This window comes from Mannheimia glucosida, from assembly GCF_046267875.1.
Lineage (GTDB): Bacteria > Pseudomonadota > Gammaproteobacteria > Enterobacterales > Pasteurellaceae > Mannheimia > Mannheimia glucosida.
This window is the reverse complement of the sequence record NZ_CP176502.1, coordinates 511,238-533,270: the sequence shown is the minus strand read 5'-3', so window position 1 is coordinate 533,270 and position 22,033 is coordinate 511,238. Positions and strand designations below refer to the sequence as shown.

The 22,033-nt window shown below is 40.4% G+C and carries 22 protein-coding genes; 7 read left to right on the top strand and 15 right to left on the bottom strand.

Features of this window, described 5'->3' with window-relative positions:
* Positions 1-7: 7 nt before the first annotated feature.
* The 9 genes from ACJ7Z2_RS02665 to ACJ7Z2_RS02625 all read right to left on the bottom strand — a co-directional run bounded on the left by ACJ7Z2_RS02665 (position 8) and on the right by ACJ7Z2_RS02625 (position 6,939).
* A complete protein-coding gene (locus ACJ7Z2_RS02665) occupies positions 8-427 on the bottom strand; it encodes a F0F1 ATP synthase subunit epsilon (protein WP_409500702.1) in 420 nt (139 codons plus the stop codon).
* Between the two features lie 27 nt (positions 428-454).
* On the bottom strand, positions 455-1,828 hold the full coding sequence (gene atpD / locus ACJ7Z2_RS02660; protein WP_006248984.1) for a F0F1 ATP synthase subunit beta: 1,374 nt from the start codon (positions 1,826-1,828) through the stop codon (positions 455-457).
* 20 nt (positions 1,829-1,848) lie between these two features.
* Positions 1,849-2,715 carry a F0F1 ATP synthase subunit gamma gene (gene atpG, locus ACJ7Z2_RS02655; protein ID WP_006251387.1) on the bottom strand — a complete coding sequence of 289 codons (867 nt, stop codon included), beginning with the start codon at positions 2,713-2,715 and terminating at the stop codon, positions 1,849-1,851.
* 25 nt (positions 2,716-2,740) lie between these two features.
* A complete protein-coding gene (gene atpA / locus ACJ7Z2_RS02650) occupies positions 2,741-4,282 on the bottom strand; it encodes a F0F1 ATP synthase subunit alpha (RefSeq protein WP_006248986.1) in 1,542 nt (513 codons plus the stop codon).
* Between the two features lie 12 nt (positions 4,283-4,294).
* On the bottom strand, positions 4,295-4,828 hold the full coding sequence (gene atpH, locus ACJ7Z2_RS02645) for a F0F1 ATP synthase subunit delta (RefSeq protein WP_126301415.1): 534 nt from the start codon (positions 4,826-4,828) through the stop codon (positions 4,295-4,297).
* A 13-nt stretch (positions 4,829-4,841) separates the two neighbouring features.
* Complete coding sequence (gene atpF / locus ACJ7Z2_RS02640; RefSeq protein WP_021279958.1) at positions 4,842-5,312, bottom strand: F0F1 ATP synthase subunit B; 471 nt, start codon at positions 5,310-5,312, stop codon at positions 4,842-4,844.
* 60 nt (positions 5,313-5,372) lie between these two features.
* A complete protein-coding gene (gene atpE, locus ACJ7Z2_RS02635; protein WP_005599073.1) occupies positions 5,373-5,627 on the bottom strand; it encodes a F0F1 ATP synthase subunit C in 255 nt (84 codons plus the stop codon).
* Positions 5,628-5,745: 118 nt separating this feature from the next.
* Positions 5,746-6,534: a F0F1 ATP synthase subunit A gene (gene atpB, locus ACJ7Z2_RS02630; RefSeq protein ID WP_126301414.1), complete on the bottom strand. Its 789-nt coding sequence runs from the start codon at positions 6,532-6,534 to the stop codon at positions 5,746-5,748.
* A gap of 21 nt (positions 6,535-6,555) precedes the next feature.
* Positions 6,556-6,939 carry an ATP synthase subunit I gene (locus ACJ7Z2_RS02625; RefSeq protein ID WP_409500701.1) on the bottom strand — a complete coding sequence of 128 codons (384 nt, stop codon included), beginning with the start codon at positions 6,937-6,939 and terminating at the stop codon, positions 6,556-6,558.
* A 292-nt stretch (positions 6,940-7,231) separates the two neighbouring features.
* Between ACJ7Z2_RS02625 and ACJ7Z2_RS02620 the strand changes: the two genes are divergently transcribed.
* Entirely contained in the window at positions 7,232-7,870 is a 639-nt protein-coding gene (locus ACJ7Z2_RS02620) for a MerR family transcriptional regulator (protein WP_409500700.1), read from the top strand.
* Positions 7,871-7,964: 94 nt separating this feature from the next.
* On the opposite strand, the gene araA is transcribed toward ACJ7Z2_RS02620, so the two are convergent.
* The 6 genes from araA to ACJ7Z2_RS02590 all read right to left on the bottom strand — a co-directional run bounded on the left by araA (position 7,965) and on the right by ACJ7Z2_RS02590 (position 15,601).
* The gene (araA, locus tag ACJ7Z2_RS02615) at positions 7,965-9,461 is read right to left on the bottom strand and encodes an L-arabinose isomerase (protein ID WP_409500699.1); all 1,497 of its coding nucleotides are present in this window, start codon (positions 9,459-9,461) and stop codon (positions 7,965-7,967) included.
* A gap of 9 nt (positions 9,462-9,470) precedes the next feature.
* Complete coding sequence (locus ACJ7Z2_RS02610; RefSeq protein ID WP_409500698.1) at positions 9,471-11,069, bottom strand: xylulokinase; 1,599 nt, start codon at positions 11,067-11,069, stop codon at positions 9,471-9,473.
* A 131-nt stretch (positions 11,070-11,200) separates the two neighbouring features.
* Positions 11,201-12,055: an arabinose operon transcriptional regulator AraC gene (gene araC, locus ACJ7Z2_RS02605; protein WP_409500697.1), complete on the bottom strand. Its 855-nt coding sequence runs from the start codon at positions 12,053-12,055 to the stop codon at positions 11,201-11,203.
* 15 nt (positions 12,056-12,070) lie between these two features.
* Positions 12,071-13,042 (bottom strand): L-arabinose ABC transporter permease AraH, encoded by a 972-nt coding sequence (gene araH / locus ACJ7Z2_RS02600; RefSeq protein WP_409500696.1) that lies wholly within the window; start codon positions 13,040-13,042, stop codon positions 12,071-12,073.
* Between the two features lie 25 nt (positions 13,043-13,067).
* A complete protein-coding gene (gene araG, locus ACJ7Z2_RS02595) occupies positions 13,068-14,558 on the bottom strand; it encodes an L-arabinose ABC transporter ATP-binding protein AraG (RefSeq protein ID WP_409500695.1) in 1,491 nt (496 codons plus the stop codon).
* Between the two features lie 29 nt (positions 14,559-14,587).
* Positions 14,588-15,601, bottom strand: coding sequence for an arabinose ABC transporter substrate-binding protein (locus ACJ7Z2_RS02590; RefSeq protein WP_409500694.1), 1,014 nt, complete (start codon positions 15,599-15,601; stop codon positions 14,588-14,590).
* Positions 15,602-15,986: 385 nt separating this feature from the next.
* On the opposite strand from ACJ7Z2_RS02590, the gene yiaK reads away from it, so the two are divergent.
* The 6 genes from yiaK to ACJ7Z2_RS02560 all read left to right on the top strand — a co-directional run bounded on the left by yiaK (position 15,987) and on the right by ACJ7Z2_RS02560 (position 22,014).
* A complete protein-coding gene (yiaK, locus tag ACJ7Z2_RS02585) occupies positions 15,987-16,985 on the top strand; it encodes a 3-dehydro-L-gulonate 2-dehydrogenase (RefSeq protein ID WP_409501098.1) in 999 nt (332 codons plus the stop codon).
* A gap of 129 nt (positions 16,986-17,114) precedes the next feature.
* On the top strand, positions 17,115-17,588 hold the full coding sequence (locus ACJ7Z2_RS02580; RefSeq protein WP_409500693.1) for a YhcH/YjgK/YiaL family protein: 474 nt from the start codon (positions 17,115-17,117) through the stop codon (positions 17,586-17,588).
* Positions 17,585-18,064 (top strand): TRAP transporter small permease, encoded by a 480-nt coding sequence (locus tag ACJ7Z2_RS02575; protein WP_409500692.1) that lies wholly within the window; start codon positions 17,585-17,587, stop codon positions 18,062-18,064. The genes ACJ7Z2_RS02580 and ACJ7Z2_RS02575 overlap by 4 nt, the downstream gene beginning before the upstream one ends.
* Positions 18,065-19,342 (top strand): TRAP transporter large permease subunit, encoded by a 1,278-nt coding sequence (locus tag ACJ7Z2_RS02570; RefSeq protein ID WP_409500691.1) that lies wholly within the window; start codon positions 18,065-18,067, stop codon positions 19,340-19,342.
* Between the two features lie 103 nt (positions 19,343-19,445).
* Positions 19,446-20,432: a TRAP transporter substrate-binding protein gene (locus tag ACJ7Z2_RS02565; RefSeq protein WP_409500690.1), complete on the top strand. Its 987-nt coding sequence runs from the start codon at positions 19,446-19,448 to the stop codon at positions 20,430-20,432.
* Positions 20,433-20,556: 124 nt separating this feature from the next.
* Positions 20,557-22,014 carry an FGGY-family carbohydrate kinase gene (locus ACJ7Z2_RS02560; RefSeq protein ID WP_409500689.1) on the top strand — a complete coding sequence of 486 codons (1,458 nt, stop codon included), beginning with the start codon at positions 20,557-20,559 and terminating at the stop codon, positions 22,012-22,014.
* Positions 22,015-22,033 lie beyond the last annotated feature (19 nt).

The window sequence follows — 22,033 nt, the reverse complement described above, 5'->3', positions numbered from 1 at the left end:
TTTGATATTAACGTCTGTTCGCTAATTTGGTTTTAGTGAGTTCGTAAACACGCAGTTTCGCAATTTCTCTCGCTAACTTCGCGGTCATATCTGCATCGCTGGTTTTTGAAAGTGTTTCTTCTACTTTGCGTTTTGCGGCAAGAATACGTTGTTCGTCTAGCTCCTCGCCACGAATTGCGGTATCTGCCAACACTGTTACTACGGTCGGTTGTACTTCAAGGAAACCACCTGAAACGTAGATAAATTCTTCTTTGCCGTCAGCTAAAGTGAATTTAACCATTCCCGGTTTAATTGCGGTTAATAACGGTGCATGCCCTGCATACACCCCTAATTCACCGTCTGTTCCTGAAACACGCACGCTGGTAACAGTGCCTTCAAAGATTTTACGTTCTGCACTCACCACTGTGAGTTCAAATTGAGATGCCATGTTGTTCTCCTTTAGTTTAGAACAAAATTACATCTGTTTTGCTCTTTCAACCACTTCGTCAATTGAACCCGCCATATAGAACGCTTGTTCCGGAATATGGTCGTATTCGCCTTCTAAAATGCCTTTAAAGCCACGAATTGTTTCTTTTAACGGTACGAATTTGCCCGGTACGCCGTTGAATACTTCCGCAACGTGGAATGGTTGTGAAAGGAAACGTTCGATTTTACGCGCACGAGCAACAAGGCGTTTGTCGTCTTCCGATAATTCATCCATACCCAAAATTGCAATGATGTCTTTTAACTCTTTATAACGTTGTAATGTACCTTGTACACCACGAGCAACGTTATAGTGTTCCTCACCAACCACGAGTGGATCTAACTGACGAGAGGTTGAGTCAAGAGGGTCAACCGCCGGGTAAATACCGAGTGAAGCGATATTACGGCTTAATACCACCGTTGAGTCTAAGTGGGCAAAGGTAGTTGCCGGAGACGGGTCAGTTAAGTCGTCCGCCGGAACATATACCGCTTGTACAGAGGTAATAGAACCGGTTTTGGTTGAGGTAATACGCTCTTGTAATACACCCATCTCTTCTGCCAATGTCGGCTGATAACCTACCGCAGACGGCATACGACCTAATAACGCAGATACTTCAGTACCGGCTAGGGTGTAACGATAGATGTTATCCACAAAGAATAACACGTCACGACCTTCATCACGGAATTTTTCCGCCATGGTTAAGCCGGTTAATGCCACACGCAGACGGTTGCCTGGTGGTTCGTTCATCTGACCGTAAACCAGTGATACTTTGTCTAATACGTTAGAGTCTTTCATTTCGTGGTAGAAGTCGTTACCCTCACGAGTACGCTCACCTACACCGGCGAATACCGAGTAACCGCTGTGTTCGATAGCGATGTTACGGATTAACTCCATCATATTTACGGTTTTACCTACACCCGCACCACCGAATAAGCCAACTTTACCCCCTTTTGCAAACGGAGCGACTAAGTCGATAACTTTGATACCGGTCTCTAAAAGCTCGGTGCTGTTCGCTTGTTCTTCGTAGCTTGGTGCTGCACGGTGGATTGTCCAACGTTCTTCTTCACCGATTGGGCCTGCTTCATCAATTGGCTCACCTAATACGTTCATAATACGACCGAGTGTTTTTGTACCAACCGGTACTTCAATCGCTTTATTCGTATTTTCAACTTTTAAGCCACGTTTTAAACCATCAGATGAACCAAGTGCGATACAACGGACCACACCGCCACCTAATTGTTGTTGAACTTCAAGGGTTAATCCTGATTCAACTTTTAATGCATCATAAACTTTTGGTACTGCATCTTGCGGAAACTCAACATCGATTACCGCACCGATGATCTGTACAATTTTTCCCGTTGCCATTACCGTTCCTCTATTCATTGTTAAATTGCTGCGGCACCCGCGACAATTTCATTTAATTCATTCGTAATACTTGCTTGACGAGCTTTGTTATACACTAACTGTAACTCATTAATCAGATTACCTGCGTTATCGGTTGCTGCTTTCATTGCCACCATTCGAGCAGCCTGTTCAGACGCAAGATTATCTACCACTGCCTGATAAACTTGAGATTCTAAATAACGAACCAGTAAGCTGTCTAATAACGCTTGTGGATTTGGTTCATAGAGATAATCCCAAGAACCGGTTTGCTCTAATGAGTCATTTTCCAGTGCAGGCAAAGGAAGCAACTGTTGTACTGTCGGTTTTTGTGACATCGTGTTTATAAAACGGTTATATACCACATACACTTCATCAATTTCGCCTTCACGGTAGGCATTTACCATACCGTTAACAATACCGACTAAATCTTCCATTGCCGGTGTATCACCCAATCCATTGATATGACCTTTAATCTCTAGCCCCATTGGGTTAAAAAAGGAGATCCCTTTATTTCCCACCACAGCAAGTCGAGACTTAACACCTTGGTCATCTTTTTCTTTCAATTCATGTAAAACGGTTTTAAATAAATTGATATTCAAGCCACCACATAAACCGCGATCGGTTGAAACTACTAAATAGCCAACTTTTTTTACTGGACGTGGAGTCAAAAATGGGTGTTTATACTCAATGTTACCTTTGGCAATATGGCTAATTACCTTGCGAATACTTTCAGCATAAGGGCGAGAAGCTGCCATACGCTCTTGGGTTTTACGCATTTTTGATGCGGCAACCATTTCCATCGCTTTGGTAATTTTTTGTGTATTACGAACACTTGCAATTTTGGTTCTTATCTCTTTAGCACCTGCCATATTATTTCTCCGCTAAAAAGTTAGATTACCAAGCACTGTTCTTTTTGAAACCAGATAAAATCTCGTTCAATTTATCTTTAATTTCATCGTTGAAATTGCCAGATTTTGACAGTTCTTGCATAAACTCGCCGTAGTTACTTTGAGCATAAGCTAATAAGTTCGCTTCAAATGAGCCTACACGCTCAACCGGAATATCATCTAAGTAACCGTATTCAGCTGCTGCTAATGATAAACCTAATTGTGCAACAGACATCGGCTCGAATTGTTTCTGTTTCAACAATTCAGTTACTTTCTGACCGTGTGAAAGCTGTTTACGTGTTGCTTCATCAAGATCTGATGCGAACTGTGCGAATGCAGCTAATTCACGGTATTGAGCAAGTGCGGTACGGATACCACCAGCAAGTTTTTTAACCAGCTTAGTTTGCGCAGAACCACCTACACGAGAAACCGAGATACCCGGGTTTACCGCAGGACGAATACCAGCATTGAATAAGCCTGATTCTAAGAAAATCTGACCATCGGTAATTGAAATTACGTTAGTCGGTACGAAGGCTGAAACGTCACCTGCTTGGGTTTCGATGATCGGTAATGCGGTTAAAGAACCGGTTTGACCTTTCACAGCACCGTTAGTGAAACGTTCTACATAGTCTGCATTTACACGAGACGCACGCTCTAATAAGCGAGAGTGTAGATAGAACACATCACCCGGGAATGCTTCACGACCCGGTGGACGGCGTAATAACAATGAAATTTGACGGTAAGCAACTGCTTGCTTAGACAAATCATCGTAAACGATCAACGCATCTTCACCACGGTCACGGAAGTATTCACCCATTGCACAACCTGCATAAGGTGCAAGATATTGTAATGCAGCAGATTCAGATGCAGATGCTACAACCACGATAGTGTTCGCTAATGCACCGTGCTCTTCTAATTTACGCACCACGTTAGCGATAGTAGAGGCTTTTTGACCGATTGCAACGTAGATACATTTAATGCCTGAATCACGTTGGTTGATAATCGCATCAATCGCTAATGCGGTTTTACCGGTTTGACGGTCACCGATAATCAATTCACGCTGACCACGACCGATTGGTACCATTGAGTCAACAGCTTTGTAACCGGTTTGAACCGGCTGATCAACCGATTGACGGTCGATAACGCCCGGTGCGATCACTTCGATTGGTGAGAAACCGTCATTTTGGATTTCGCCTTTACCATCGATTGGCTGACCTAAGGTATTTACAACACGACCTAATAAACCACGACCAACCGGCACTTCTAAAATACGACCGGTACATTGTACTTGCATACCTTCTGCTAAATCGGCATAAGGTCCCATTACAACTGCACCAACAGAATCTCTTTCTAAGTTTAATGCAATCGCATAACGATTGCCCGGTAATGCAATCATTTCACCTTGCATTACATCAGATAAGCCGTGGATACGAATAACCCCGTCACTTACCGAAACGATTGTCCCTGTGCTTTGAGCTTCACTCACCACATTAAACTGGGCAATACGTTTTTTAATCAATTCACTAATTTCAGTTGAATTTAGTTGCATTTTTTATTCCTCTTACAAGCTCAACTCTTGACTCAAGCGGTTTAGCTGTCCACGACTACTACCATCAATCACTACATCATCATAACGAATGATCACACCCGCAATTAATGAACTATCTATTGATGAAGTAATACGTACTTTCGTTCCGAGTCGCTTTTCCATCGCATTGGCAATTTTTGCTTCTTGTGCATCTGTTAATTTATCTGCAGAAACAACCTCAACATCTTTAATTGATTCCTGTTCTGCTCTTAATTCTAAAAATGCATTCAATACCGCAGGTAATACTGCTAAACGCTTGTTATCAGCCATTACGCGAATGAAATTTTGCCCATATTGATCTAATTGTTCGCCACAAATCTTGATAAACGTCTCAGAAATCTGACCGCTTGCAAGTGATGAGTTAAGAAAACTAGCTACTTGCTCATCGCTAGCGACGGCGGCAGAAAAAGTTAACATCTGCTGCCATTGTTCCAATTGACCTTGTTCTAAAGCAAAATCGAAAGCCGCTTTAGCATAGGGGCGAGCTACTGTGCTTAATTCTGACATCTGCCCCTCCTAGTTATAGTTCCGCAACTAGCTTATCAATAATATCGTTGTTCGCAGCAGCATCCACCGAACGACCCACGATTTTTTCTGCACCAGCAATAGCCAATGCAGCCACTTTTTGACGAAGCTCTTCTTGAACACGTTTACGTTCGCTTTCAACTTCCGCGTAACCCTGTTCAATAATACGTTGACGTTCCACTTCAGCTTCTGCTTGTACAGATTCTAAAATTTCATTACGACGTTTTGTTGCTAAATCAATGATATTTTGTGCTTCTTCTTTCGCTCTAAGGATTTCTTGATCCGCAGCCGCTTTAGAATCAGCTTGTTCTTGTTTCGCTTTTTCGGCAGAAGCCAATGCGCTAGCAATATTTGCCTGACGCTCTTCTATCGCTCGAATTAGCGGTGGCCATACAAACTTCATACAGAACGCAACAAAAAGTGCGAACGCAATCAGTTGACCAATTAGTGTTGCATTTAAATTCACAACGCCCTCCTAAAAGCCGGTAAAGTTATTCAACTGAATAACGGTTAATCAAATCCCGACTTATTTCAATAAATCAATGAACGGGTTTGCGAAGATGAATAGTAATGAAATACCTACAGCGATCATTGCGATAGCATCTAAAAGACCAGCAACGATAAACATTTTAGTTTGTAAGCTTGATGCTAATTCAGGCTGACGAGCTGATGACTCTAAAAATTTGCCACCTAAAATAGCAAAGCCGATAGCAGTGCCAAGCGCAGCGAAAGCTAATAAAATTGAAGCACCAATAATTGTTGCTGTGATTACTGATTCCATAATGTTCTCCATTAGATTGAGGAATTAGCCCGAAGGCTAGGTTGTTGATAAAAATATAAATTCAAGCGGTCAATATTTTGCAAAAATTTGCAAAAAACCTACCGCTTGCAAGGGTAGTTTAATGATCCGCTTTGTTATAAGCGATACTCAAATAAACAATCGTTAGCATCATAAAAATAAAGGCTTGAAGCGTAATAACTAAAATATGGAAAATTGCCCAAACCAAGTGCAATGGAATCCCCAACGCCTGTAGAGCGAAGTTGTCTGCCATATACATTACTGCAATAAGGATAAAGATTAACTCACCAGCATACATATTACCGAATAAACGGAATGCCAATGAAATCGGTTTTGCAAGTAGCGTTACTGTTTCAAGGATAAAATTTACTGGAATAAATGCCCAATGATTAAACGGGTGTAGAGTGTATTCTTTTACTAAACCACCAAAACCTTTCGATTTAACTGTATAAAACAAAATTAGCGCAAATACACAAATAGACATACCCAGCGTTGCACTAATATCTGCTGTTGGTACTGCACGTAAATAATGAATCCCAAACAGATTTGCAAGCTGTGGTAAGAAATCGACAGGAACAAGGTCGATCGCGTTCATAATAAACACCCAACAGAAAATGGTTAACGCCAATGGCGCTATCACATTACGTGGACCGTGGAAATTATCTTTCACCAAGCCATCTACCCATTCCACCACAATCTCTACAAAACATTGTAATTTTCCAGGAACTCCTGTGGTTGCATTTTTTGCTACACGCGAGAAAACCCATAAGAAAATTACAGCTGCCACTAAAGAGAAGAATAGCGTATCTAAATGCACAGCCCAAAAGCCTTCACCTGTTGATAAAAAGCTTAAGTGGTGGCTAATATATTCTGCTGTCGTTCCAGCCATAACATATCCTTTTAATTAAAATTAGCGGTGATGTTTGCTTAACACAAACGGAATCATATTATTTAAAAATAATGCGATAAAATATCCAACAAAAAACCAAACAAAATCTAGATTTGGTATTAATTTAAAACAGCCGATCACCAAAATAATAGTAACCAACCATTTCATTCCTTCACCACGATAGAAAGCGGTCATTTTTGATTGATTTTTTGCCGATTTTTTGAAAAAAATCCAATATACAAACACAAGATGTGGTAAAAAACTTGCTAAAGCACCGCCTAAAAAGGAAAAATCAAGATTCATTTTCCAACAAGACAGTCCAACTACCAAAAGACACAAGATAAAAAACTCAGTCTTTAATGCTTGTTTATACTGTGATTTTGCTTTATTGATTACAGCAGACACCTTTTATCCTTATTTTGCAGTAAACCTTCCACTCAATGAGATTAATAATTAACCACTGTTAAATCAATGAAAATCAGCCATAAATTATACGTCACAAATTAAGAGTTGCAACCCCAAAACTTGTGAAAACGAGGCATTCTTCACACTTTTAAAAAAAAGTGACTACTTTTTACAAAAAAGTAAAAAAACTATTGTAAAAAACAAACAATTTAGTTTAAATTTATAATCAGAACTATAAAGTTTTACTTTACACTTGTGTATAAAATAAAGACTGAAAAGAAGGACGTAATTCATGCTAAAAATGAACGACTTAGTCAAGCTTAGTAATACTCCAAAATCTACTATTCTATATTACATCAAGGAAGGAATTTTACCTGAACCCTATAAAGATAAACCTAATTTTCACCTATATGATGAAAGTAATGTAAAACTCCTCGAATTTATCAAATATTTACAAACTAATTGCAATGCAAGCATTTCTCAAATAAAGACTCTTTTTTTACAACCTGATTTTGATAAAAACAACCCTTATGAAAGTCTAATTCATACCTTCTCATTAATGATTGGGGAAAGAAATGAAACCTTTGGCTCAGCGCAGCTATGCAATGAATTTAAAATAAGTGAGCAAATGCTTAATGAATATATAGAAAAGGGATTATTAAACCCACGCGAAGGAATTTTCACCCGGAAGGAGAGAGATATTTTAGCGATTATCCGCCGCTGTAATGAAACAGAATTAAACCTACTCCAAACCTACATTGATGTAGCAAAAAAACTAGCACAGTTTGAGGTAAATATAACCTTAGAAAGTCTATCAAATAGCGTTCAACAAGATGAAAAACTTAAACATTTTTTCGATATACTACTGATATTAAAACCTTATTTTTTTAATATGGAAACCTTGAAAACCTATCAACAATCGGAAAAATGATGCTTTCGTAGCTTATTATAAAAAGCGGTTATATTTTGCTCAAAAAGTGTAAGTTTTTTAAGGAAAGATAACCGCTTACTCAATTCCTTTTTAATTATTTTGAAAATTTATATGCCAAATCATTCCAGCGTAATTCATTTTTAAGTTGTGGTAGCTCGGTATTTTGGTTGATATGGATAAACTCAATACCAAAATATTCAGCAAAAGTTCGTAGCATATCGGCATCAATATCTAAACTAAATGCACTATGATGAGCACCGCCGGCTAAAATCCATGCTTGAGTGCCAACTTCAAAATTGGGTTGAAGCTTCCAAAAAGCGTGCCCAACCGGTAAATTTGGCATTGGATTTGGAGGGGCGATAGCTTCTAAATCCGCAACAACTATTCTAAAACGGTCTCCCATATCTACAACGGTTGCATTCACTGCTTTTCCTGCCTTACTACTGAAAATTAAGCGAACAGGATCTGCTTTGCCTCCAATACCTAGCGGTCGAATGGCTAATGTTGATTTTTCTTTGGCAATAGATGGACAAACTTCAAGCATATGAGCCCCTAGCACAACTTGGTTTTTCTCATCTAAATCGTAGGTGTAATCTTCCATAAAAGAAGAACCATTTGGTAAGCCATACCCCATTACGTTAACGGCACGCACAAGAGCAGCGGTTTTCCAGTCGCCCTCGCCACCAAAGCCATAACCTTGTTCCATTAAGCGTTGTACCGCTAAGCCCGGCAGTTGTTTGATGCCGTTTAAGTTTTGGAAATTATCGGTAAAGGCTTTAAATCCACCGTTGTCCAAGAACGTTTTTAAACCAATTTCAATTCGTGCTGAATATGCTAACGATTCTCTTGCTGCACCATTCTCTTTCAAGCTCTCTTCAACATTATACAAGCGGTCATATTCTGCCAATAATTTGCAAACATCTTCATCAGAGACAGCATCAATCGCTTCTGCCAGTTCATAAACACCGTATCCGTTTACGCTATAACCAAACACTTTTTGGGCTTCTACTTTATCGCCTTCTGTTACTGCCACTTCTCGCATATTATCGCCAAAGCGAGCAATTTTAAGTTGTTTATGATCGTAAATTGCAACCGCCACACGCATCCAACGATTGAATTTATCTAATACACTTTCATCTTGCCAATGTCCGACAACAATTGTTCTTGGTAAACGTAGGCGAGAGACGAGGAAACCAAATTCACGGTCGCCGTGAGCAGTTTGGTGCAAATTCATATAATCCATATCAATTTTATCCCAAGGAATGTGGCGATTAAATTGAGTATGGAACTGAACTAACGGTTTAGAGAAAGCCTGCAGCCCGGCAATCCACATTTTAGCAGGTGAAAAAGTGTGCATCCACGCAATGACCCCAATGCAGTTTTCTTGACTATTTGCGTCCTTACACACGGCATAAACTTCTTCAGCTGTAGTTGCCACCGGTTTTAATTTAATTTTTACAAAAGGGTTCTGTTTATTCAGATAATCGACTATTTCAGTTGCATCAAGCTCTACTTGTTTTAAGGCTTCGGCCCCATACAAATGTTGGCTACCAACAATAAACCAAGCCTCTAATGATTTAATAAATTCCATAACAACTCCTTATTGTTTAAATACTGAAACTACTTCTTTTACAACATTAATGCCTTTTTTATAACGTTGCATAAAAATGTCATAGCCAGCTGAGATTTTTACATCCGGCTCGACAATCGAAACTGATGTAGAACTGAAAATTTGATGGTTAAGATAATCCTCTAACGAGATCCCTTTTTGATATTCATTGAGATAATTAGCTAATAATGCAATTCCCCAAGCACCTCCTTCACTTGCAGTTTGCATTGTGGCAATCGGGACATTTAAAGCGGAAGCTAAAATTTTCTGTGCGACATTTTCGGTTTTAAAAATGCCTCCGTGACCAAGAATTTGGGTAATCTCCACTTTCTCTTGTTGCATTAAAATATCCATTCCAATCTTCATTGCCGCAAATGCAGTGTAGAGATGAACCCGCATAAAATTCGCTAAATTGAAATTTGCATTGGCTGGGTGCATAAAGGTAGGGCAGCCTTCTGGTAATCCCACAATATGTTCGCCTGAATAAAATCCATAAGAGAGCAAATTACCGCAATCAGCATCGCCCTCTAAGGCTTTTAAAAATAGGGTTTGATATAGGGTGTCGGTATCACAAGATAAATTTAAGACAGATAAGGTTTCTTTAAATAATCCAACCCACGCATTAATATCCGAAGAGCAGTTATTGGAATGAGCCATCGCAACCAGCTTACCTGTTGGCGTTGTTACCATATCCAATTCTTCATATACTTTTGAAAGCTCTTTTTGTAGTACGATCATCGCAAAAGCAGAAGTACCCGCTGAAATATTGCCTGTTTTTTCAGAAATACTGTTAGTAGCGACCATTCCTGTGCCAGCATCTCCTTCAGGCGGGCATAGCAAAGAACCAGATTTTAGATTGCCGCTTGGGTCAAGCAATAACGCTCCTTGTTCCGTTAAAACACCTGCTTTTTCTCCTGCCACTAGCACTTTGGGTAAAATATTGCTTAGACGCCACTCAAACTTTTTATCTTTTATCAGTTCATCAAACTGAGAAAGCATTTGAGCATTGTAATTTTGTAAACCTAAATCAATAGGAAACATTCCGGATGCATCACCAATACCCAATACTTTCTCGCCTGTTAATTGCCAATGCACATAACCGGCTAAGGTTGTTATAAAATTAACTTCTGAGAGATGCGTTTCATTATTCAGAATAGCTTGATAGAGATGGGCAATACTCCAACGTTGAGGAATATTGTAATTAAACAGTTGTGTTAATTGATGAGAGGCTCCACTGGTAAAATTATTTCGCCAAGTGCGGAATGGCACTAATAATTCATTTTGTTGATTAAAAGCAAGGTAACCGTGCATCATTGCACTAATACCAATATTGGCTATTTTCTGTAAAGGTTGACCATATTGTTGCTGCACATTTTCAGATAAAGTTTTGAACGCAACCTGAACTCCAGTCCAAACTTCTTCTAAAGGATAAGTCCACACCCCATCAATAAAATGATTTTCCCAGTTAAATCCACCTACCGAAAGAATATTTCCTTGAGTATCAATTAAAACAGCTTTAATACGGGTTGAACCAAATTCAATACCAAGAGAAACCTTTCCTTCCGCAATAGGATTTTGTACTTCTGACATAAAATACCCCCCTAAACCACATTTAATTAAGTGCTAGACTAACACCCAAATTCAAATACAGTTAGGGGATAAACCGCTATTTATATGGACAAAACAGCTACTTTATTTTAAATGAGATTAAGATCACAATTTCATCTCGAATCCCTAAACGCTGAAGGGCTTAATCCTGTATAACGCTTGAATAAACGGGTAAAGTAGAGCTGGTCATCATAACCTAATTGTCTGGCTATATGATAAATAGGAGCATTTGAGGTATGTAATAGATGTCTTGCTCTTATCATTCGCTGTTCTTCCCTCCATTTCACTATACTTGTGCCAACTTGTTCTACAAATAAATGAGTTAAGCGGGAAGGTGAAATATGGATATATTCCGCCAATTCTTCAATTTTGTGGTTTAAATGAATATCTTGTGAGATTAAATTACATACATCTAATATTCTTGGCTCTATTTTTCGTTTTTGGTTGGAAGGTTCTAGCTCAATACAAGTAATAATAAGCTGTTCAAGTAAGCACATTGACATTGCTTCGGAAAACAAGCGGTTAGAATTGTATTCTTTTTCGATTTGTTGAAATAACGCTAAAATATTCTGATATGTTTTTTGATCAGGTATCTTTAATCTGCCGACATTTGCAATCGTATCACTCCACTTTAACCAATCTTTCCATAAGGTTCTGGCTCGAAAATAGATCCATTGATGATGCCAAGATTCCGAATCAGGCGAACGTTTGTAATCGTGAACTGCATTAGGTGGGAATAAAAGAAGATCACCAACATTGCAATCAAATTGGTGATCATTTTGAAAAACCGAACCTTTGCCTTTTATGGTTAAATTGAGAATATAACCATTCATACCGTTAGGGCGGTAGATAGGAAAATCAAGTTCATTCGCTTTTTCAATTTGGGTACAACCTGCCACTAAATAAGCATTAAAGTCGTACCCGGGAAGGAGAGGATTATTTTGTGAATCCTGTTTATGTTGAGGCATAATACCCTCGATATTTTATCTAAATATTTTTTGTTTATATTTATCAAAAATTACCGCTGCCATCAAGATTAAGCCACGCACAACATATTGAGCAAACGGAGAGATATTCAGTAAATTCATTACATTTTCAATAGTTCCTAAAATTAACACCCCTGCAATAACGAAAGATATTCTTCCCACACCACCGGTTAGTGAAACTCCGCCGAGAACACAGGCGGAAATTGCAGTTAATTCAAACCCGACAGATGTCATTGGTTGTCCACTGGTCATACGGGCTGCAAGAATAACGCCTGCAACAGCAGAAATAAAACCTGATACCACAAAAATCATTAATTTTGTGCGATCTACATTAATACCTGCCAATCTGGCTGCTTCTTGGTTACCACCAATCGCTAAGGTGTTGCGTCCATAGGTTGTTTTACTTAATAAGAAACCAAAAATAATAAAGCAAACAATCGTAAACCAAATAGGTAGCGGTACGCCTAAGAAATCTTGATAACCGATTTCAAAAAATTCTTCTTTAGTAATGCCTACCGCTTTACCATCAGAAATAATGTAACCTAATCCTCGTGCAATTTGCATACTGGCAAGGGTTGTAATTAAGGAATTTATTTTTAGTTTTGCAATAATAAAACCATTTAATAATCCCACTACAATACCTAATCCAACACCGGCTAAAACACCAAGCCAAACACTTTGGGTTTGATTAATTACCACCGCTGTAACCACTCCGGCACAAGCAATCACTGAAGCTACCGATAGGTCAATTTCACCTGCAGCTAAGCAAAATAACATTCCACAAGCTACCATTCCACTCATTGAAATAGCTAAGCCTAACCCTTTCATATTAATCGCAGTAGCAAAATTTGGTACAAAAATACAGGCAACAATAAAAGTGACGAAGAAAATCAACAACATTCCGTAAGCAGTCCAAATTTTATTGATTGTATTTGCTGATTTCACATTTGCATTCATTACATCTGACATAACTTATTCCTCATCAATAAAAAGTCTAATTATTCACCATAGCTAATTTCAATATTCCGGCTTCCGTCGCATTATCTCGGCTAACTTCACCGGTAACTTGCCGTCCTTTCATAACCATAATCCTGTCAGATAAGCCGATGACTTCAGGTAAATCACTTGAAACCACAATAATGGCTAATTTTTGATCTGCCAGTTTAAAAATTAAATCATATATTTCCGATTTAGCTCCTACATCAATACCCCTTGTTGGTTCATCTAACAATAAAACTTTCACATTTTCAGATAACCATCGCCCTAAAATCGCTTTTTGTTGATTTCCACCAGATAAATTCACAATTAATTGTTCAATAGAAGGTGTTTTCACATTCATTTGCTTACGCTGAAATTCAGCGTTATTTTTCTCCCATTTATCATTGATGATAAAATTCATAAAATTATGCAATCTTCTGGCACTAATATTGATATTCTCACCTACTGTCGCAGTTGGAATAATGCCCTCTTTTTTACGATCTTCCGGACAAAGTACAATACCATTTGCAATCGCATCTTTAGGCGAATTTATAATTAGCGCCTCTCCATCTAATTCAATTGTCCCTTGTGTTATTTTATCGGCACCAAAAATCACTTTAAGTAATTCTGACCGCCCGGCACCGACTAAACCGAATAATCCTAAAACTTCACCGGCTTTTACACTTAAACTAAAATCACCTTTCAGAGCCGTTCCGGATAAATGAGAAATGATTAAGCGTTCTTTACCTAACGCTCTTGGGCGATAATTATAAATATCCCCTAAATTACGCCCAACCATACTTCGCACAAGATCATCATTGGTAATTTGAGATAAATCTGAAAAAGTTTGCACATACTGCCCATCTTTCAATACAGTAATTTCATCACTGATTCTGAAAATTTCCTCCATACGATGAGAAATATATAAAATGACTTTTCCCTCAGCTTTTAACTCATTAATTACCGAAAATAATTTTTCAATTTCAGGGGCTGATAAACTACTGGTTGGTTCATCAAAAGCTATAATTTTTGCTCCACGACTTAACGCTTTGGCTATTTCAATCATCTGCCACTGCCCAATAGACAGTTCTTTTAATTGGGTAGATGGTGAAATATTTAATTCCAATTTATCCAAATAAAATTGAGCGGTTTCTTCCAATTTTTTCTGATTAACCACACCAAACGAATGTGGAAATTGCCCTAAACATAAATTTTCAGCAACCGTCATTTCAGGCACAATATTCAACTCTTGATAAATAATGGCAACACCTGCTAATAAAGCATCTTTCGTATTACGGAAATTAACGGTTCTTCCGCCAATATGTAGTTTTCCTTTTGTAGCAGGGTAGTTGCCACTTAAAATCTTCAATAAGGTGGATTTTCCTGCCCCATTTTCACCCATTAATGCATGAACCTTACCTTCATAACATTTAAATGAAACACCTTGTAAAGCTTTCACGCCGGGGAATTCTTTATGAATATTATCGAATTCTAAATATGCGACCATATATCCTCCTTACTGAATTCATTGATTAATTAAAGCCCTTTTTTCTCAAGTTCGGCTTTAAAATTATCACGGGTAAGTAATACCGGATCACCAATCGGTGTAAATTTTGGCGGTTCGATCCCTTCTTTCACCCATTTATACAGCATTTCGGTACTGCGGTAGCCGTGCACATCTGGACTTGGCAATAAAGATCCGACAAAGCCGGTTGCACTTGGTTTAGAAAGCTCATTTACAGCATCTGTACCATTTATACCAATCCCTATTACATTCTCAGGCTTAAAGCCTTGACCTTCTGTGGCTCGTACACCGCCTAAAACGGTATTGTCATTCATTCCCACAATTAACCAGTTTTTAACTTCAGGATGCTGAACAAGCATTGAATTTGCGGCATCTAAAGCTCCGGGAATATCATTACTTTTCGTTGGTGATTTATAAATTTTTTCTGCAGGGAAACCGGATTTAATTAATGCATCAATTGAGCCTTCAGTACGGCGACGGGCGGTATCTAACTCATCAGCAGTAATCGCAAGCACAGCCGTATCTTTTACATCCCAATTACGTTTTTGCATTTCTTTATACAATTCTTGCCCTTGACGTTCGCCAATTTCTTTCGCTGCCATCATAATTAACGGTACATTTGTCATTGGTTCACCGGCTGCATTTAGGAATTGATCATCAACCGTCACTACTTTCAGATTGTAAGAACGGGCTTTTGCCATAATTGCCGGACCAAGTTTTGGATCAGGCGTACAAATAACAAAACCTTTGGCACCATTAGCAGCTAAATTATCTATAGCATTCAACGTTTTCTCACCATCCGGTACAGCAATTTTAATGATTTCAACACCACCTAAATCTTGAGCCGCTTTATCGGCAAAACGCCATTCCGTTTGAAACCAAGGTTCTTCAGGCTGTTTTACTAAGAAGCCTAATTTGATTGTGTCAGCATCTTTTGCATAAGTGATATTTGAACATAATCCAGTTACAGCAAGAACAGAGACAGCTAAAATTGATTTTAAAAAATGTCTTTTGCTCGTTTTCATAGGAAACTCCTTAAAGTGAAACTTTAGTATTGAATTAAAAGCTAAGAGAGCTACAACTTAAGCAGCTTCATATTACCTATATCTTGCAGCAAGATATGTGATCTATTTCACATTCTAAATTTATAGCAAAAAAATCCATATATTTGACAATTAAGTCCTTATAAATCTCAGAAAATGAATAACAAGAAAGTAATCCACATAGCCTTAAACATAAAAAATGACCATTTCTAAAGTGTGATCTACCTCTCAAATTTACAAAAAAGTTTATAACCCATTGATTTAAAAAGTTTTTTATATTTTTGCTTTAATTGACTTTAATTTGTCTTAAGAGTAACTTATGAAACGTGATTTTACTATTTGAAATATTGAGGTATTCAAGATGACTATTCGAGTTTCCTATGAAGAATTAAAAGCTCAATTTAAACGTGTTCTGTTGGCTCGCAATGTGCGTGAAGAGATTGCCGAAGAGTGTGCCACCGTGTTTGCCGACACCACCCAAGCGGGTGCTTATTCACACGGGGTAAACCGTTTTCCACGCTTTATTCAACAGTTAGAGAACGGCGATATTGTGCCGGAAGCCGTGCCGACTAAAGTGCTTTCACTGGGGGCGATTGAGCAGTGGGACGCTCACCAAGCCATTGGTAACTTAACCGCAAAAAAAATGATGGACAGAGCGATGGAGCTTGCATCTGAAAACGGCATTGGCGTAGTGGCGTTGCGTAATGCAAACCACTGGATGCGTGGTGGTTCTTACGGCTGGCAAGCGGCAGAGAAAGGCTATATCGGGATCTGCTGGACGAACGCCCTTGCGGTAATGCCACCTTGGGGGGCGAAAGAGTGCCGTATCGGGACGAACCCGTTAATCATTGCGGTGCCGACTAAACCAATCACGATGGTGGATATGTCTTGCTCAATGTACTCATACGGAATGTTGGAAGTGCATCGCCTTGCTGGTCGTCAAACTTTTGTCGATGCCGGTTTTGATGATGAGGGCAACCCAACCCGTGATCCGGCAACGGTCGAGAAAAACCGCCGTCTAATGCCGATGGGCTTCTGGAAAGGTTCAGGCTTGTCGATTGTGTTAGATATGATCGCCACCTTGCTCTCTAACGGTGAATCCACCGCTGCGGTGACAGAAGATAAAGACGATGAATATTGCGTGTCGCAAGTCTATATCGCTATTGAAGTGGATCGCTTAATTGACGGCAAAACCAAAGACGAAAAACTCAACCGTATTATGGAATATGTGAAAACCGCAGAGCGTGCCGACCCTGATGTCGCAGTGCGTTTACCGGGCCACGAGTTCACCCAAATTCTTGCCGACAACAAAGCCAACGGCATTCCGGTGGACGACACCGTTTGGGCGAAATTACAAGCGTTATAGGTATTGTTGATAGCGCCAGCGTCCACGCTGGTGCTAAGAATTTGGCACAAGCGAAGACGCTTGCGCCATCATTTTAAAACAATGCAAGCGGTCAAATTTTAAAGTTTTTTTGCAAAAACGGAGCAAAAAATGTTTTTCGGTCATATTTCAAATTACAACCCTAAGCAGTATCCAAAAGCCATTCAGTTTGCTTTGGAGTATTTAAAAAATACCGATTTTGATGCGATGGAAGCAGGGGTTTACGAACTCAAAGGCAGACAAATTTATGTGCAGGTGTTGGATTTGAACACCAAATCGAAACACGAATTTCAGCCGGAAGTGCATCGCAATTACCTCGATGTGCAGTATCTACACCGAGGCAAAGAGATAATGGCTGCGGCGGTGGATACCGGCACCAATCCGATTGCGGTGGAATACAACCCTGAGCGGGATATTCAATATTATCAATCCGTTGCCAACGAAAATAAATTTCGCTGCGTTGAAGGCAATTTTGCGGTGTTTTTCCCCGAAGATTGCCACAGAACGGCGATTTTTGACGGCACAGAAACCATTCGCAAAGTGGTGGTGAAAATTGCGATGAGCGAAATTGAGGAGCAACTATGAAAGCCTTAGCTCAATTAGTCGGCAAACTGTTAGAACTGCTTGTAGTAGTGATTTTATCTGCAATGTCGATTTTGGTGTTCGTCAATGTGGTACTGCGTTACGGTTTTAACAGTAGCATTAGCGTCACCGAAGAGGTCTCTCGCTATATGTTTGTTTGGTTGGCGTTTTTAGGGGCAGTGTTGGCATTTAGCGAAAATCAACACGTTCGAGTTACTATGCTAACCGATAAACTCTCACCGATTGCCAGAAACTTACTCAGCATCGTAACCGATTTAGCGATGTTGTTCTGCTGTTACTTAATTGTGGACGGTAGCTGGATTCAATTTAACCTCAACCTGAATAACTTTGCCCCGATTTCAGGCTTACCGCAAGGCATCACTTTCCTTGCCAGCACGGTAGCAGGGGTATTAATCGGCTTGTTAATTATTGCCCGCATTGTGGCAACGGTTGGCGTGATTGCAAAAGGAGAAAAATAGATGACTGTGGTAATTTTTCTTTCCGTGTTGCTTGGCTCGATTTTATTGGGCATTCCGGTAGCCTTCGCCCTGTTGGTGTGTGGTGTAGCGTTAATGTTACATTTAGACCTGTTTGATGCCCAAATTTTGGCACAACAAATTGTGAGCGGTGCAGATAGTTTCTCGCTGATGGCAATTCCGTTCTTCATTCTTGCCGGTGAAATTATGAACGAGGGCGGTCTTTCCAAACGGATTATCGACCTACCAATGAAATTAGTCGGTCATAAACGGGGCGGTTTGGGTTTTGTAGCAATTTTAGCGGCGATGATTATGGCAAGCCTTTCCGGTTCGGCGGTGGCGGATACCGCAGCGGTAGCCGCAATGCTACTACCGATGATGAAAACCACCGGCTATCCGATTGACCGCTCTGCCGGTTTAATCGGTACGGCAGGGATTATCGCCCCAATCATTCCGCCAAGCATTCCGTTTATCGTCTTTGGTGTGGCTAGTGGCGTGTCCATTACCAAACTGTTCCTAGCCGGTATTTTCCCGGGCATTATTATGGGGATCTGCTTGGCAGCCCTTTGGTGGTGGCAGGCAAAACGTTTGGATTTAATGACCTTCTCCAAAGCAACCAAACAAGAACTTTGCATTTCATTTAAAAACAGCATTTGGGCGTTATTGTTGCCTGTCATTATTATCGGTGGTTTCCGCTCGGGAATGTTCACCCCAACCGAAGCGGGTGCGGTCGCAACTTTCTATGCCTTGATTGTTTCACTGTTCGTTTACCGTGAAATGAAGTTCAAAGATTTATACAAAGTCGTGTTGGCGGCAGCGAAAACCACGGCAGTAGTGATGTTCTTAGTGGCAGCGGCAAATGTAACCGGCTGGCTGATTACCGTAGCGGAATTACCGATGATGCTCACCGAGCTGTTAGAACCGTTAATTGAAAGCCCGACCACACTCTTATTAGTAATTATGTTAGCGGTGTTTATTATCGGAATGGTGATGGACTTAACCCCAACCGTGCTGATTTTAACTCCGGTACTGATGCCGTTGGTGGAAGAGGCAGGCATTGACCCGGTTTACTTCGGTGTGCTGTTTATCCTTAACACCTCTATCGGCTTGATTACACCACCGGTCGGCAACGTGCTAAACGTGATTACCGGCGTATCAAAATTGCCGTTCGACCAAGCGGCTAAGGGCGTAATGCCTTACCTCGTAATGATGATTTGTTTACTACTGTTGTTCGTGTTCTTCCCGTCACTGGTGTTAGTGCCGTTAAGCTGGATGCAGTAATGGTTTGAACCGAAACAAGCGGTCAAATTGACGCAAAAATTTGCAAATTTTTTTTGGCAAAACAGACCGCTTGCAACTCAATTTTTAATCACAGGAGAACCCTATGAAATTATTTAATTTAAAAACCTTAGCAGCATTAGTGGCAGGCGTGGCAGTCATGAGTGGCTCTGCAATGGCAGAAACCTCGCTACGTTTCGGTTATGAAGCCCCACGTTCCGATACCCAACACATCGCCGCCAAAAAATTCGATGAATTATTGGCAGCAAAAACCAAAGGTGAAATTAAATTAAAACTGTTTCCGGACAGCACCTTAGGTAATGCTCAAACGATGATCAGCGGTGTGCGTGGCGGCACCATCGACATTGAAATGTCCGGCTCACCAAACTTCACTGGCTTAGAGCCAAAACTGAATGTGATTGATATTCCGTTTATTTTTAAAGATCGTGAACACGTTTACAAAGTATTAGACGGCGAAGTTGGTCAAGGCTTATTAAAAGATTTAGAGGCTCAAGGCTTAAAAGGTTTAGCCTTCTGGGACGTTGGCTTCCGTGCTTTCTCCAACTCAAAACACCCTGTAACCAAGCCGGAAGACATCAAAGGTTTAAAAGTCCGCACCAACCAAAACCCGATGTACATTCAAGCCTTCACCTTACTAGGCGGCAACCCAGTGCCAATGCCACTTTCTGAGCTTTACACCGCATTAGAAACCCGTGCCGTTGATGCCCAAGAACACCCAATCGGCATTTTCTGGTCGGCAAAACTGTTTGAAGTACAAAAACATTTAAGTTTAACCAACCACGGCTACACCCCGTTAATCGTGGTGATGAACAAAGCCAAGTTTGACGGCTTAGCTCCTGAATTACAAACCGCATTGGTTGAAGCAGCAAAAGAAGCCGGCCAATTCCAACGTGATCTCAACGTGAAAAACGAAAAAGAGATCATCGAAAAATTACGCAAACAAGGTATCGAAGTGATCGAACAAGTCGATAACGCCCCGTTCAAAGCGGCGATTGAAGCGGAAGTCCGTAAAGCCTTCGTGGAAAAACACGGCGATGAATTATTGAAAAAAGTAGATGCGTTAGCACAGTAATCTATTGTTAATCGAAGCCCCTTGTGTAGGGGTTTGTCAATAAATCTGGCAAGCGGTAAGAAATTGCAATTTTTTTGCAAAATCAGACCGCTTGTTACCTTTAAACTGCTAAAGGAAAATAAAAATGAACTACACTCTCGGCATTGACTGTGGCGGGACTTTTATCAAAGCCGCTCTTTTTGATACACAAGGTAATATTCAAGCCCTTCATCGTGAAAATGTTTCGGTAATCAGCGAACATGCTGGTTATGCCGAGCGTGATATGTCGCAGCTGTGGGCGGTGTGTGCGGAAGTAGTGCGGCTAACGATTGAAAAAAGCGGTGTTAGCCCTTCTGATATCAAGGGGGTGGGCATTTCTGCACAAGGCAAAGGGGCGTTTTTGTTAGATAAGCAGAATCAGCCGCTTGGCCGGGCGATTTTATCTTCCGACCAACGCTCGCTTGAGATTGTTAAACAGTGGCAGACTGAAGGCATTCCGCAAAAACTTTACCCGATTACCCGCCAAACCTTATGGACAGGTCACCCGGTTTCTATCTTGAAGTGGGTGCAACAAAACGAGCCGGAGCGTTATGCACAAACAGGGGCAGTCTTGATGTCGCACGACTATTTGCGTTTTTGCTTAACCGGTGAGTTGCATTGCGAAGAGACCAACATTTCCGAAAGCAATCTTTACAATATGGAAAAAGGCGAATACGACCAACAGTTAGCCGATTTATTGGGAATGCCGGATGTGTTGGAGAAATTACCATCGGTGATTGAGCCAAATAAAATTGCAGGATATGTGACTGAAGATGCTGCCAAATTAACCGGTTTAGCGGTAGGTACTCCGGTGGTGGGTGGGTTATTCGATGTGGTTTCTACCGCTCGTTGTGCCAATTTAGATGATGAAACCAAACTCAATGCGGTGCTGGGAACTTGGTCAGTGGTGAGCGGCATTACCGATAATATTGATGCAAGCCAAGAGTTACCTTTTGTTTATGGGCGTTATGCAGAGGCGGGGAAATTTATCGTCCACGAGGCAAGCCCGACTTCTGCCGGTAATTTAGAGTGGTTTATGAAGCAGTGGAAACTCGATTATGCAGAAATTAACCAAGAGATTGCTAAATTACCGCCGGCGGCAAGCTCGGTGCTGTTTGTGCCGTTTCTGTATGGCTCAAATGCAGGCTTAGGAATGCAAGCCGGTTTCTATGGTATGCAAGCCCACCATACCCAAGCCCATCTCTTGCAGGCAATTTACGAAGGCGTGTTGTTTAGCTTGATGACCCATTTAAACCGTATGTTTATCCGCTTTCCAAAGGCTGATGTGTTGCGAGTTACCGGTGGACCGGTGAAATCTAAAGTTTGGATGCAAATGTTGGCCGATTTAACCGGAATGCGGCTTGAAGTTCCACAAGTGGAAGAAACCGGCTGCTTGGGTGCGGCATTAATGGCAATGCAAGGGGTTGGGCTGGATATAAGCCAAATTCAAGCCCTAAATAATGAAATGCAGGTGTTTGAGCCAAATCCGGAAAATTATGCGGCTTATCAGACGAAATATCAGCGTTACCAAAAATTAACTGAAGCATTAAATACAATGATTTAACCTGAATTTATGCTTTTAC